Source organism: Pseudoclavibacter caeni (assembly GCF_008831125.1).
Classification (GTDB): Bacteria; Actinomycetota; Actinomycetes; order Actinomycetales; family Microbacteriaceae; genus Pseudoclavibacter_A; species Pseudoclavibacter_A caeni.
On the sequence record NZ_WBKA01000005.1, the window covers coordinates 1 to 12,027 of the forward strand.

Sequence of the window (12,027 nt, forward strand, 5' to 3'; positions counted from 1 at the left end):
GCGACCTGGGGCATCTACCAGCGCATCGTCGCCGCCTACCGGGAACCCGACAAGAACAAGGCGAAGGAGATGATGCGGGCCGCGATCGACTCGGTCTCCAGCGGCGTCCCCACGATGCTCACCGAGGTCCGACGCCTCGGCCGCACGCTCAAACAGCGCGCCGTCGACATCCTCGCGTTCTTCGACCGCCCCGGCACGAGCAACGGACCGACGGAGGCCATCAACGGCCGGCTCGAGCACCTTCGCGGTTCCGCACTCGGCTTCCGGAACCTCACACACTACATCGCCAGATCGCTCCTCGAAGCCGGCGGATTCAGACCGCTCCTACACTCCCATCCGCGATGAGCCGGATTTCGTCGCGGGACTGCCGAGGGCGTTCACGGTCGTGAGATGGCGTGGGACTGGCTCGTCGCCCACGTTGACGTCATCTGAGGAGGTCCAGCCGACCGGAGCACAGTGTTCCTGCCGTGCATAGTATCCTCGCAGGCCGGAGATGCCGGCCTGTGGAGAGGAAACGATGATGGATCACAGGAATGGAGCGCGTGGGATGTCGATGCCGGTCGCGGAGGTCGGTGAGGCGTTGGCGTCGCTGCGGCCCGGCCGGAGGTGATCGTTCTGGAGGCGACCGGGACGGCCGGGCGGTCGTCGTGGCTGGTGCGGTCGGGGCGGCGGGCCGTGCACGTGGTGTCAGGCCCGGATGGGGTCGAGGTGACCCGGCTGGCGTGCACGGGGCGAACCCTGCTGCATACGCCGGGCAGCTGGGTCCCGGTCTGGACGCCCGTCCCCAGAGAGGTGTCGCCGGACGTGCTGGTCGGTGTCGTGGCCGGGTGGGTGTGGCTGCCGGCTCCCGTGGTGGTCACGGTGGAGGCGCTCCGCCTGGCAGACGACGCCTCCGCGCTGCCCAGGCCTGGTGTGAGGGCGTCGGCCGGGCGCCCCTGCCCGCCCGGGGCGAGGACTGGTTGCTGTGGCGGACCGGCTACGACGACGGCCGGCGGTGATCGCACCGGCGTGAGGACACGGGGCGCGGCCAGGCGAGAACGCAGGATTCCCCGCCTTCGCTGTCTCCTTTGACCAGGCGACCCGTGTCCTCGCTGCACCGCGTCTGTCTCAGATCATCCGCGTGCAGACCTTGCGGACGAGGGAAGGAAGCCCAGCGAGCCCGGGCGCTTGCCGCGGCCGTGACCCCGCCGTGGCGGACGGGCGTGGCAGGGCGACCTGACGGTCAGGACCCTAGAGGATCGACTGCCCGTGGAACCTGTCGATGAGGGGACGTGCCGGCGTGTCGTCGATGTCGAGCTCCGGCTCGCCGACGATGCCGCTGCGCCGCTCGGGGTGCCCGTCGAGAGTGTGCGAGGCGTTGCGCAGCCGCTGCCGGGCGATCTGCGTCGCATGGGCCCGGGCGACGCCCAGCGCGGCCAGCCGGTGCTCGACGTCGGGCTGCAACCGGTCGATGCGCTCCAGGGCCGCGGCCAGCGCCGCCTGCCCCACCTGCTCGGGATGCAGCTCGGCACGCGGCGCGCCGCTCGTCCCCGCCTGCTCGTGGTGGGTATCCGGCTGCTGCGATGGCTGCTGACGCGTGGTGATGGTGTCCTCCTCCACTGCCGGATGCGCGGGCGCGCACCGGGACGGGATGCCTCCATCCTCGCCCGCCCGACGCCGCGAGGCAAGCACCGTCCCGGCTCGGCAGGAACCGGCCGTCACCCGCGATGGTATTGTGTGACGTATCCCCACGGGAGCCCAGCGCACGGGCTGAGAGACGGCTGATGCGGCCGGATACCGGTGAACCTGTCCGGACAATGCCGGCGTAGGAAAGGCGGAGGCTCATCATGCCCCATACCCATGACCATGCTGATCAGAGACAGCCCCAGACTCAGGCGCAGCCGGCCGACGGCCGCACGCTGTTCGACCGGCTGCGGGCGGCCTGTGCCGACGACTGGCGGGCGTACACCGAGCATCCGTTCGTGCGCGACCTCGGCCGCGGCACCTTGCCGTTCCCGGCGTTCCAGACGTTCCTGGTACAGGACTACCTGTTCCTCATCCAGTTCGCCCGGGCGCACGCCCTGGCCGCGTACAAGGCTGACACGCTGGCCGACATCGCCGCCGCGCAGGAGGGACTCGCCCTCGTCGTGCACGAGACCGATCTGCACATCGCGCTCACACAGCGGTGGGGCGTCGACCGGGCGATGCTCGAGGCGACACCGGAGCTGCTCGGCACGGTCGCCTACACCCGGTTCGTGCTCGACACGGGGATGGCCGGGGACGCCCTGGCCCTGCACGTCGCCCTCGCCCCGTGCATGATCGGCTACGCGGAGATCGGCCGGGCGCTCGCGCCGGCACTCGACCGGCCCGGGGAGCATCCGTACCGGGAATGGATCGAGACGTACGCCGCCGAGGACTACCAGACGGGGGCACGGGACGAGATCGCGCTCATCGACCGGCTTGCGGAACGCTCGTTCACCGAGGCGCGGATGTCCGAACTCACCCGGGTGTTCCGCACCGCCACACGCATGGAGGCGGAGTTCTGGCAGCAGGCGCTGTGAGCGCGGCTCAGTACACCATCCCCATCGCCTCGCGCACCTCGTCGAGGGTGGCGTTCGCGATCTCGTTGGCGCGGGCGTTGCCGCGGTGCAGCACGGCCGCGGCGTCGGCATCCGTGATCTCGGCCCTGCGCTGGCGGTGCCCGCGCAGGAACTCGTTGACGGCCTCGGTCGTGTAACGCTTCAGCGCGCCTGCACCCTGGCCGCCGATCTCCTCGGCGATCTCCTCGGGCGTGCGCCCGGTGCACACCGCCGCCGTCGACAGCAGGCCGGACACCCCGGGCCGGCGTTCGGGGTCGAAGGTGATGCGCCGCTCAGAGTCGGTCTGCGCCTTGCGGATCGCCTTGGCGGTCTCGTCCTCGGTCATGCCGAGCCGGATGCTGTTGCCGTAGCTCTTGGACATCTTGCGCCCGTCGAGGCCCGGCAGCTCTGGCGTCTCGGTCAGCAGCGCCTCGGGCTCCGGGAACACATGGCCGTAGCGCTCGTTGAACCGGCGGGCGATCGTGCGGGTGATCTCGATGTGCGGCAGGTTGTCCTTGCCCACGGGCACGAGGTTACCCTTGCAGAAGAGGATGTCGGCCGCCTGGTGCACCGGGTAGGTCAGCAGCAGGCCGCTCAGCGCGCGACCGGAGGCCTCCTGCTCAGCCTTGACCGTCGGGTTGCGGTGCAGCTCGGCCTCGGTGACGAGGCTCAGGAATGGCAGCAGCAGCTGGTTCTCGGCGGGCACGGACGAATGGGTGAAGATCGTCGTGCGCTCGGGATCGAGGCCCGCGGCCAGATAGTCACGGATCGCCTCGTAGACGTTCTGACGGACGTTGCCGGCGGTGTCGCGGTCGGTGATCACCTGGTAGTCGGCGAGCACGATGAACGTCTCGACGCCGAGCTCCTGCAGCTTGACCCGCTCGACGATGGTGCCGAAGTAGTGGCCGAGGTGCAGCACGCCGGTGGGGCGCTCCCCCGTCAGCACCCGGTAGCGCTCGGGGTGCTCCCGGATGGCGCGGCGCAGTTCGGGCATGCGGGACGCGGTGGCGGTGAAGGAGTCCATGGCTCTCCACGATACACCGGGGCATGCGGCAGCTCAGACGAGGCCCAGCATCTTCGCGAACTCCCCGGGGGTGACGATGCGCACGCCGAGCTCCTTCGCCTTCCGCCATTTGGACGACCCCTCCTCGCCGCAGACGAGCAGGCTCGTGCGCTTCGAGACGGAGCCGGCGGAGCGTCCGCCCGCGGCCTCGATGAGCTCGTTCATCTCGTTGCGGGTGCGGCTAGCGAGCGGGCCGGTCATCGCCCCGGTCACGACGACCGTCATGCCGTCGAGCGGACCCGGCTCGGCGGTGGCCTCGGCGGGCTCCTCCCCCATGTCCACGGCGGCGGCGGCGAGCTTGTCGATGACCTCGGCGCGGGCGTCGAGCCCCTGGTGCACGAGCCGGGCCCGCTCGGGGCCGACCCCGTCGACCTCGGCGAGGGTCTCCTCGTCGGCGGCGCGCAGCGCGGCCATGGTGTGGAAGTGGGCGGCGAGCCTTCGGGCCATGGTCCGGCCGGTGCGGCGGATGCCGAGTGCGGCGATCACCCGGCCCAGTGGCTGGTGCCGGGCCCGGTCGATCTGCGCGGCGATCTTGCGGGCGTTCTTCTCGCCGAGCTGGCGGTTCTCGCCCAGCGGCAGCGTCGCGAGCTGCTTGACGGAGAGTGTGAACAGGTCGGCGATGTCGCCGACGAGCCCCTGTTCGACGAGGGCCGCGGCGATCTCGCCGCCGATGCCCTCGATGTCGAAGCAGTCGCGGGCGACCGCGTAGCTGATCCACGAGCCCAGCGAGTCGTTCGGGTCGGTCGAGCGCCAGATGACCTCGGAGGTGTCCAGCGGTGTGCCCGACAGCGGACTCACCCGGGGCGGGTCATATGGCTGCTCGGTGCCGTCCCGCAGCTCCGGGAACGCGTGGTCGATGCGCGGGATGACGTCGTTGGCCTTGAACACCTCGACGGTGTCGCCGATGCGGATGTCGCGGTCGTGGATGAACGCGTAGTTGTGCAGGGTCGCCCGGGTGATCGTCGACCCGTCGACGGTGACCGGGTCGAACACGCCGGTGAACGAGATGTTGCCCGTGCGGCCGACGGCCATCTCGATGTCGCGCAGCACGGTGGTCGCCTTCTGCGCTTCGTACTTGTACGCCATCGCCCAGCGGGGAGCGCGGGCGGTGTGCCCGAGCCGGGCGCGCAGCGCCCGGTCGACGGCCTTGATCACCACCCCGTCGGTCGGGTACGGGAACTCGCCGGCGGCGCGCCGCCGCCCGAAGGCCTCGATGCCCGCGATGAGGACGTCGGGGTCGGTGATCTGGGAGAGATCTCGGCCCGCCTCGTCCGGGGCGGCCAGCAGACTCGCCGCGGGGAGGAACCCCCACGCCGCGGGGTCGATCCCGGCCGCAGCGGCTGGCATGGGCGCACCGGTGACGCCAGTGGCCTCCGTGACGACGTCGTCCCGGTCATACAGGATGAACGTGGCGTGGACAGGATAGTCGAGCGACTCGGCCCGCAGTGACCCGGCGGTCGCATTCCTCGGGTTCGCGAACGGCGGGTGCCCGGCGGCCTGCCGCGCGGCGTTGCTGCGGGCGAAGTCGTCGTGGCTCATCAGCAGCTCGCCGCGCATCTCGATCGGCCGGTGGTCGGGGATACGGTCCGGCAGCCCGGTGATCCGCAGCGCGCGGGCCCGGCGGGTGACGTCCTCGCCCGTGGTGCCGTCGCCGCGGGTGGAGACCTGCACGAGCGCCCCGTCCCGGTAGTCGGCCGCGATGGCCAGCCCGTCGAGCTTCGGCTCGAGCTCGAGCGGGCTGCCCTCGGCGAGGATGCGCCCGGCGAACGCCCGCACCTCGGCCAGATCACGCACCTTGTCCAGCGAGAGCATCGGCCAGGCGTGCCGGACGTCCCCGCCCTCGGAGTCGCCGCCGGCGACCCGGTCGAACAGGTGGTGGGCGATCCGCTGCTCCGGGTGCTCGCGCTCGAAGGCTCGGATGCGGTCGAGCAGCGCGTCATAGGCCGCGTCGGTCATCACCGGCTCGGCGCCGTCGTAGTACGCCTGGTTCGCGCGCTCGGCGAGGGCGACGTCGTCGCGATAGGTCACCGCCGCTCCTCTCCAGGGCCACCCTGCTCCGGGGCGGTCTGTTCCGGGGTCGCCTGTTCCGGGGTCGCCTGTTCCGGGGGCGCCTGTTCCGGGGTCGCCTGTTCCGGGGGCGCCTGTTCCGGGTCACCCTGCTCTGAGGCGGCCCGCTGAGGCCGCGCGTGCCGCGCGGTCAGCGCGGCGTCGAGGTCAGAGAGGATCTCACGGCAGCAGGCCACGTCCTCCGGGGTGCCCGACAGCTCGAACTCGAAGAGCATGGGGCGGCCGGAGCGGGCGGCGATCTGCCGGGCGGCGGCCTGGTAGTGCACGCCGAAGTTGCGGTTGCCGGAGCCGATCACCCCGACCATGCGCCGCCGGTTCACCGGCGAGGCGAGGAAGACGAGCACCGCCTTCGGCAGGGTGTCGTTGTGCGAGCTGCCGGCCTTGTAACTCGGGGTGAGCAGCACCCAGGGGCCGTCGGCCTCAGAATTGCGGACGGCCGGGTCGGCCAGGTCGAACACGGGACGTTCCAGATGTGTGGCAAAGCGGCGCACGAGGCCGCTCGCACTCGAGTAGAAGTACACAGGGGTCTGTGGCATGGGCTCATCATCTCGCCGTGGACGTTGGCACGGGGCGACGGCGCGCCCGAGACGCCGGAACGCGCCGCGGTGGGCGTGGGTCGTCCGCCGCGGCGCGTTCCGAGCCGGTCAGGCTGCGGCGTGCTCCCGGGCGATGGACATCGCCACGCGCACGCTGCGCGTGACCGCGTCCTCGCCCAGCGTGTCGCCGCCGGGGATCATCGTGACTGGCAGGAGCAGTCCGATCAGCGCGTCGCACACCGCGTTCGTGTCGTATTCGTCGGGGATCTCGCCCCGTCTGGCGGCGGCGGCGAGCACCTCCCCGATCTGCGTGCGGCGTGGGCGGACGAAGTGGTCGACGTAGTACCGCCGGCTCTCCTCGTCGTCGTCCGCGGCGAGCATCACGTGCGGCAGCACCCTGCGGAAGAACGGGTCGTTGAGCATCTCGATCTCGGCGCGCTGCAGGACGAGCAAGTCCCCCTCCAGCGTGCCGGTGTCAGGGGTGCCGACGTGTGGGTAGCGGTGCTGCAGCACGTGCAGGATCGCCGCGTTGAGGTCTGGGTGTCGCCGGTAGAACGCCGGTCGGCTGGTGCCGGCCCGTTCGACGATTCCGGAGATGGACAGTTCGGACGCCCCCCCGCTCGTGACGATGTCGACGATCGCTCGTTCGATGGCGTCACTGAGCTCCGCATCTCTCGGACGCCCCGGTCTGCGATTCGGTTGCGTCATGCAAGGCTCCTTCTGCTTCTCAGAGTATTGAAGACTACCCTCTGGGGAGCCTTTGGACGTCAGCTGCCGGCGAACACGCCGGGAAGCGCTGCAGCGCTGGCGCCGGACGGTGTCCTGGAGACTCGGTCGGTGACCGACGGGCCGCGGCGGAGCCGCGTGGGGAGCGGACGGCGCAGCCGGCATCATGGTCATCCCCGTGAGCCAGGCGCCGCGTCCGCGAGACCCATCAGCGCCAGCACGCGCTCGGCGATGATCTCGTTGCCGGCGGGGTTCGGGTGGTCCCCGTCGGGCAGGATCCACTCCGGATGACCGGTCATCGGCTCGCCCACGTCCAGGTAGTGGCCACCGATGCGGTCGACCGCGTCATGCACGTCGTCGCCGATCATCACGAGCTCCTCGGGCGGTTCGGCGGCGTTCCAGAACGGGGAGACCGCGTAGACCGCGGCGTGCGGCCATCGGTCGCGCAGGTCGCGGTAGAAGGCTGTCACGGCGTCCGCCCGGTCGCCCTGCTCGGCCCAGGCCGGCACGTCGTTGCCGCCGCCGGTGACGAGCACCACGTCGTAGTCCGCGTCAGGCAGGTCGTCGAGCACCTCCTGGTAGGTCGGGCGCACGCCGTCGCCGACGGGCATCTCGGTGACGTAACCCGTACCGCCGAGAGCGACGTTCTCCTCGTTCCAGCCGAGGCGGTCGGCGATGAGCGTAGAGAACCGGTCGGCGGGGTCTTCGAGCACCTCGCCGGAAGTGTACGAGTCGCCGATGACGAGCATGCGTGTGGCGGCCGTCCCGCCGCCGGTGTCGGAGGCCACGGCGGGTACGGGGTCGAGTGTCGCTGGGTCAGCCACCGCACCGGCTCCCGCCGCGGGCGCGCCGGTCGCGCGCAGGGCGGTCAGCCGGTCGGCCGCGAACCAGCCGAGGCCTGCGACCGCGATCAGCAGCGTCACGATCGCGAGCCCGGCGATGCGGGTGCTGCGGGCTGACCTTCGGGGTGTCACATGGCGCAGGGTACTCCGAAGCCGGGGTGGCGGGAAAGCATCAGGCGTCTCGCTCCGGCACGTGCTCCGCGGCTCGGTGCACGCGGACCACCTGCGGATGGTGCCGGGAGATGACGAACACGCCCGCGACGCCCAGCGCACCGGTGACGATGAACGGAGCGAGCATCCACAGCGGGGCCGAGGTGGCCTCCTCGAGTACGGTCATGCCGACGATCACCGCGACGAGCGGGTCGATCACCGTCAGCCCGGCCATGACGAGATCTGGCGGGCCGGACGCGTGGGCGTTCTGCACGAACCAGGAGCCGAGGCCCGCCGCGCACAGGAGTGCCGCCGCACCGATCAGCGTCAGCCAGCCGAGCTCGTGCTGCAGCAGCCGAGCGATGACGACCTTCGCGAGCGTGGAGACGAACGCGAAGAGCACGCCGGCGCCGATGATGTAGGCGATGGCGCGCATCCGCCGGCCGAACACGGCGAACAGCGCCGCGCACGTCACGATCACTGCCCCGGCCAGGGCGAGCACCGCCTCCAGCCGCTGGTCGGTGACCGGATGGTCCTCGGCGACGGTCGCGGCGAGCAGCACGAACGCGCCGATGCCCGTCATGCACATGAGCACCCCGGTGAGCACGGCCTGGCCGACGCGCATGTGTGTGAGCCGGGCGTTGAGGTAGGTCGTGATGATCAGCGCGATGATGCCGACCGGCTGCACGACCATGATCGGGGCCAGCGACAGCGCCGTCACCTGCAGCACGACGGAGAGGCCGAGCAGCAGGGTGCCTCCGATCCACTGGCCGCTGTGCAGCAGGCCCAGCAGCTGCGCGAGGCTGAACCCTCCTCCGCCCGAGTCGGAGACCGTCTTGTCCGTGCGGGCCACGCCCGAGCTCTGCAGCTGCGTGCCGATCGCCATCGACACGGCGCCGACGGCGGCGATCAGGATCGCGAGGGCATGGGTCACAGTGGCTTCCGTTCGAGTCTGGGTGCCTCCATGGTATCCGCCCCCGGAGGAAGGGCGGATAATCGTTGCATGACGATTCTTCCCATCACCATCACCGGGGAGCCCGTGCTCCACCGGGGCAACCAGCCCGTCACCGTCTTCGACGACCGCCTGCGCACGCTCGCGGCCGACATGCTCGAGACGATGGACGCGGCCCCGGGCGTGGGCCTCGCCGCCCCGCAGGTCGGCGTCGACGCACGCATGTTCGTCTACGGCTGGACGGATGAAGAAGACGTCGAGCACCGCGGCGTGGCGGTGAACCCCGAGCTGTGGATCATGCCGGCCCCGGCCGGCCCCCTCGACGAGGACGACGACGAGGGCTGCCTGTCGGTGCCGGGCGCCCGCTACCCCACCCGGCGCTCCCGCCACGCGCTGCTCAAGGCGCAGGACGAGCACGGCCGGCACTACGAGCTGCGCGCCGATGGATGGCTCGCCCGCATCCTTCAGCATGAGTACGACCACCTCGACGGGGTGCTGTACGTCGACCGTCTCGAGGACCCCCACGCCTACGCCGCGCACAAGTACATCCGCAAGCACCACTGGGGGAAGCCGGGACTGACCTGGACCCCGGGCGTGGACGACATCGTCGCCTGAGAGAGCCGGCGACACGGTGACGCGATCACGTGGGCCGGGCTGCGCCGGGCCGGGACGATCCGGCGACTCGAGACCTGAACCGGGCCGACGGCACGAGGCCTGAAGCAGTCGGCGCGTCGGGTGGGCAGGCTGCGGCACGGGTCCTGGTCACCGTCCCGTACCTCGGCGGGTGGACGCGGTGGCAGGATTCGAACCTGCGGTGGCTCGCGCGACGGGATATGAGACCGTCCCCTTCGTCCGCTTGGATACACCGCGACGGTCGCCGACCGCGCTGCTCGCGGCGGCGATGACCCGAGACTACGGAGCCCGCAGGCGCGGCCCCGGCACTGTGACGAACTCTGACATCGGGCGCGTCTGCGGCCGTGTCAGCGCATCAGCATCCATCCCGCCTCGGCGAGCACCGCGATGGTGAGTGCCCACACCATGATCCGGATCGTCCGTGCCACGCCCGGAGAGGCGAGGCGGCGCAACAGGATCAGCACCATGGTCAGCGCCGCGACCACGATGCCGCTGAACAGCGCGAGCAGACCGAGTCGGGTGATGAGCTCGCTCGCGGCGAGCTGGTCGATCGATCCGGCCATGGTCTGGCCGCCGGTCTGCAGCAGGGCCGTGGGCGCGTCAGTCGCGGAGAGCACGAGCAGCGCCGCGCCGACGACCTCCAGCAGCGCGGCGAGCGCATGATGGACGAGATCGGAGACCGGGACGCGACGCATGGCTGCAGCCATGCGGGGCTGACGCGCCAGCGGAATCTGGTGGAATCGACGTGAGAACCCGGTGTGGCCCGGGCGTGTCTAGTCACCGTTTCCGGGTCGATTCGAGGCGTTTACCAGTCGATTCCGACACTCTCGGACACCGTCACGAGAACGTTTTAGTCAATTCTTAGTCAGCAGCCGGTCGAACACCGTCTCGGAGCCCCTCCTCTTCTGCTGGATGGCGGCTTCCGCCGGCGATCGCCGACGGTGCCGAGATCCGCATGATCCCGGGGAGAGAGGGGCATGAGAAAAGCCCCTGCCGGGATGATTCGACCAGCTGGGGCTTGCTCCCCCGGTTGGACTCGAACCAACAACCCTTCGGTTAACAGCCGAATGCTCTGCCAATTGAGCTACAGGGGAATGTTCCTTGCGGCAACCTCTGTATGATACCAAGTCGTTCCACGGATGCCAAAACCGGCCCGTCGGGCGTGTCGTGCTGCGGTGCTCCGGGACGTCGCGCGACGCCCGACGTCACACGGTGCCAGAATGCTCGTGGGGGCGTCGAGCCCGGCCGACATCTGGTCAGGGCGCGCCCGCAGCGGGACTGGAGGCTGATCGATGATGGCGGATGACCTGACGGGACGACTCGAGTCAGAGGAGGATCCCCTCGCGATCGTGTTCGTCGTCGACGCGGAGAAGACCCCGGACGGGCGTCTGCGCGTCGGACGCGAGGATCTGTTCGACGCGGCCGCCCTCGGACTCATGCGGCTGCTGCGCGACGAACGCGACGAGGTCGTCGACCGGATCGCCCTGTGGCGAGACGAGGCCATCCGCAAGATCGTCAAACGCGCTCGCGGCGCGGCCTGGCACCGGGCACTCGCGGTCGAGCATCCGCACGTCGTGGCGCACGTCGGCGATGCCAGCGTGATGGTGCTCGCCCCGCTGCGACCCTCTGAGCAGCCGCGGGCGATCCGCGAGGCGCAGGTCTCCGGGCTGCAGGCGGAGCCCTCGGGGCGTCCCGCCCGGCACGGTGCGCTGACCGTGCACGTCGACGAGGCCCTGCACATGTCGACGGGCAAGACGATCGCGCAGCTGGGGCATGCGGTGCAGCTGTTCGCCGAGCGGCGGACGCTGCGCGCCGAGCGGTGGATCACCAGCGGCTGCGCCGTGCGCGTGGTCCCCGGCATCCCGGCCGGGCCGCATGCGGTCGAGGTGCGCGACGCGGGATTCACCGAGGTGCCGTCCGGGTCGCTGACCGCCGTGATCCTCTGACCTGAACGGCCCGGTCGGTCGCCGGGATGGGGCGACCGTTGGGCCGTTCGTCGCGTTGGCGTGGCTCAGAGCGTCATGCGGGCGATCACGTCGCCGTAGGGGGTCTCCCCGACCGGCTCGAACCCGATGCGGGTGAAGAACGGGCCGGGGCCGTCCTCCCCCGGCTCGTAGTGCACGTACAGCTCATCGTACCCGCGGGCGCGCGCCTCGTCGGCGAGCGCGTCGGCGGCGAAGCGGCCGATGCCGCGACCCTGTCCCTCGGCGTCGACGAGGATGCGCCACAGCGCGGCCCGGAATTCGGGGGCCTCGGCGTTCGGGTCGAAGTGCCCGTGGATGAACGCGACGACCTCGTCGGTGTCGTCGTCGACGATGACCCGCTGCCAGGCGGTCGACGGGTCGATCACGGAGGCGGCCGCGGAGTACGTGACCGGCGCGATGAACTGGGCCTGCCCCGGCTTCAGGGAGAGGTCGTTCGCCGCGATGATGTACTTGGCGTTCAGTTCGGCGAGTCGCAGGTTCGTCATGCCCGCATCCTATCCGGGGCACGGCTGGTG

The 12,027-nt window shown here is 70.8% G+C and carries 13 protein-coding genes and 2 tRNA genes; 4 read left to right on the top strand and 11 right to left on the bottom strand.

The features are described 5' to 3' along the window. Window positions 1-345, top strand: a 345-nt coding sequence (locus F8O02_RS06795) for a transposase (RefSeq protein ID WP_158036503.1), incomplete at its 5' end; no start/stop codon positions are given. 885 nt (window positions 346-1,230) lie between these two features. Here the strand turns inward: F8O02_RS06795 and F8O02_RS06800 are convergent. Beyond that, complete coding sequence (locus F8O02_RS06800) at window positions 1,231-1,599, bottom strand: hypothetical protein (RefSeq protein WP_158036504.1); 369 nt, start codon at window positions 1,597-1,599, stop codon at window positions 1,231-1,233. A gap of 227 nt (window positions 1,600-1,826) precedes the next feature. Between F8O02_RS06800 and F8O02_RS06805 the strand changes: the two genes are divergently transcribed. Continuing rightward, window positions 1,827-2,540, top strand: a complete 714-nt coding sequence (locus tag F8O02_RS06805; RefSeq protein WP_158036505.1) for a TenA family protein — start codon at window positions 1,827-1,829, stop codon at window positions 2,538-2,540. A 7-nt stretch (window positions 2,541-2,547) separates the two neighbouring features. On the opposite strand, the gene trpS is transcribed toward F8O02_RS06805, so the two are convergent. The 6 genes from trpS to F8O02_RS06835 all read right to left on the bottom strand — a co-directional run bounded on the left by trpS (window position 2,548) and on the right by F8O02_RS06835 (window position 8,876). Beyond that, window positions 2,548-3,582: a tryptophan--tRNA ligase gene (gene trpS / locus F8O02_RS06810; protein WP_158036506.1), complete on the bottom strand. Its 1,035-nt coding sequence runs from the start codon at window positions 3,580-3,582 to the stop codon at window positions 2,548-2,550. Between the two features lie 33 nt (window positions 3,583-3,615). Continuing rightward, window positions 3,616-5,649 carry an NAD-dependent DNA ligase LigA gene (ligA, locus tag F8O02_RS06815; RefSeq protein WP_158036507.1) on the bottom strand — a complete coding sequence of 678 codons (2,034 nt, stop codon included), beginning with the start codon at window positions 5,647-5,649 and terminating at the stop codon, window positions 3,616-3,618. After that, the gene (gene nrdI / locus F8O02_RS06820) at window positions 5,646-6,224 is read right to left on the bottom strand and encodes a class Ib ribonucleoside-diphosphate reductase assembly flavoprotein NrdI (protein ID WP_158036508.1); all 579 of its coding nucleotides are present in this window, start codon (window positions 6,222-6,224) and stop codon (window positions 5,646-5,648) included. The genes ligA and nrdI overlap by 4 nt, the downstream gene beginning before the upstream one ends. Before the next feature lie 108 nt (window positions 6,225-6,332). After that, window positions 6,333-6,932, bottom strand: a complete 600-nt coding sequence (locus tag F8O02_RS06825; RefSeq protein WP_179416321.1) for a TetR-like C-terminal domain-containing protein — start codon at window positions 6,930-6,932, stop codon at window positions 6,333-6,335. Between the two features lie 188 nt (window positions 6,933-7,120). Further along, the gene (locus F8O02_RS06830) at window positions 7,121-7,924 is read right to left on the bottom strand and encodes an SGNH/GDSL hydrolase family protein (RefSeq protein WP_158036510.1); all 804 of its coding nucleotides are present in this window, start codon (window positions 7,922-7,924) and stop codon (window positions 7,121-7,123) included. Window positions 7,925-7,964: 40 nt separating this feature from the next. After that, window positions 7,965-8,876: a DMT family protein gene (locus tag F8O02_RS06835; protein WP_158036511.1), complete on the bottom strand. Its 912-nt coding sequence runs from the start codon at window positions 8,874-8,876 to the stop codon at window positions 7,965-7,967. A 69-nt stretch (window positions 8,877-8,945) separates the two neighbouring features. Between F8O02_RS06835 and def the strand changes: the two genes are divergently transcribed. After that, window positions 8,946-9,509, top strand: a complete 564-nt coding sequence (gene def, locus F8O02_RS06840; protein WP_158036512.1) for a peptide deformylase — start codon at window positions 8,946-8,948, stop codon at window positions 9,507-9,509. A 170-nt stretch (window positions 9,510-9,679) separates the two neighbouring features. On the opposite strand, the gene F8O02_RS06845 is transcribed toward def, so the two are convergent. From F8O02_RS06845 to F8O02_RS06855, 3 genes are all read right to left on the bottom strand, one after another. Next, window positions 9,680-9,764, bottom strand: a tRNA-Met gene (locus F8O02_RS06845). A 110-nt stretch (window positions 9,765-9,874) separates the two neighbouring features. Then, a complete protein-coding gene (locus F8O02_RS06850) occupies window positions 9,875-10,222 on the bottom strand; it encodes a hypothetical protein (RefSeq protein ID WP_158036513.1) in 348 nt (115 codons plus the stop codon). A gap of 326 nt (window positions 10,223-10,548) precedes the next feature. Further along, window positions 10,549-10,621, bottom strand: a tRNA-Asn gene (locus F8O02_RS06855). A 201-nt stretch (window positions 10,622-10,822) separates the two neighbouring features. Here F8O02_RS06855 and F8O02_RS06860 point away from each other — a divergent pair. Next, window positions 10,823-11,473, top strand: coding sequence for a peptidyl-tRNA hydrolase (locus F8O02_RS06860; RefSeq protein ID WP_179416322.1), 651 nt, complete (start codon window positions 10,823-10,825; stop codon window positions 11,471-11,473). A gap of 65 nt (window positions 11,474-11,538) precedes the next feature. Here F8O02_RS06860 and F8O02_RS06865 read toward each other — a convergent pair whose 3' ends face one another. Then, window positions 11,539-11,997: a GNAT family N-acetyltransferase gene (locus tag F8O02_RS06865; protein ID WP_158036515.1), complete on the bottom strand. Its 459-nt coding sequence runs from the start codon at window positions 11,995-11,997 to the stop codon at window positions 11,539-11,541. Between the last annotated feature and the right edge of the window lie 30 nt (window positions 11,998-12,027).

What these genes read in the sequence shown, in the direction of transcription:
- F8O02_RS06850 (WP_158036513.1), bottom strand. Translation starts at nt 10,222, where the DNA reads ATGCGTCGCGTCCCGGTCTCCGATCTCGTCCATCATGCGCTCGCCGCG.
- F8O02_RS06825 (WP_179416321.1), bottom strand. Translation starts at nt 6,932, where the DNA reads ATGACGCAACCGAATCGCAGACCGGGGCGTCCGAGAGATGCGGAGCTC.
- F8O02_RS06860 (WP_179416322.1), top strand. Translation starts at nt 10,823, where the DNA reads ATGGCGGATGACCTGACGGGACGACTCGAGTCAGAGGAGGATCCCCTC.
- def (WP_158036512.1), top strand. Translation starts at nt 8,946, where the DNA reads ATGACGATTCTTCCCATCACCATCACCGGGGAGCCCGTGCTCCACCGG.
- F8O02_RS06805 (WP_158036505.1), top strand. Translation starts at nt 1,827, where the DNA reads ATGCCCCATACCCATGACCATGCTGATCAGAGACAGCCCCAGACTCAG.
- F8O02_RS06865 (WP_158036515.1), bottom strand. Translation starts at nt 11,997, where the DNA reads ATGACGAACCTGCGACTCGCCGAACTGAACGCCAAGTACATCATCGCG.
- nrdI (WP_158036508.1), bottom strand. Translation starts at nt 6,224, where the DNA reads ATGCCACAGACCCCTGTGTACTTCTACTCGAGTGCGAGCGGCCTCGTG.
- trpS (WP_158036506.1), bottom strand. Translation starts at nt 3,582, where the DNA reads ATGGACTCCTTCACCGCCACCGCGTCCCGCATGCCCGAACTGCGCCGC.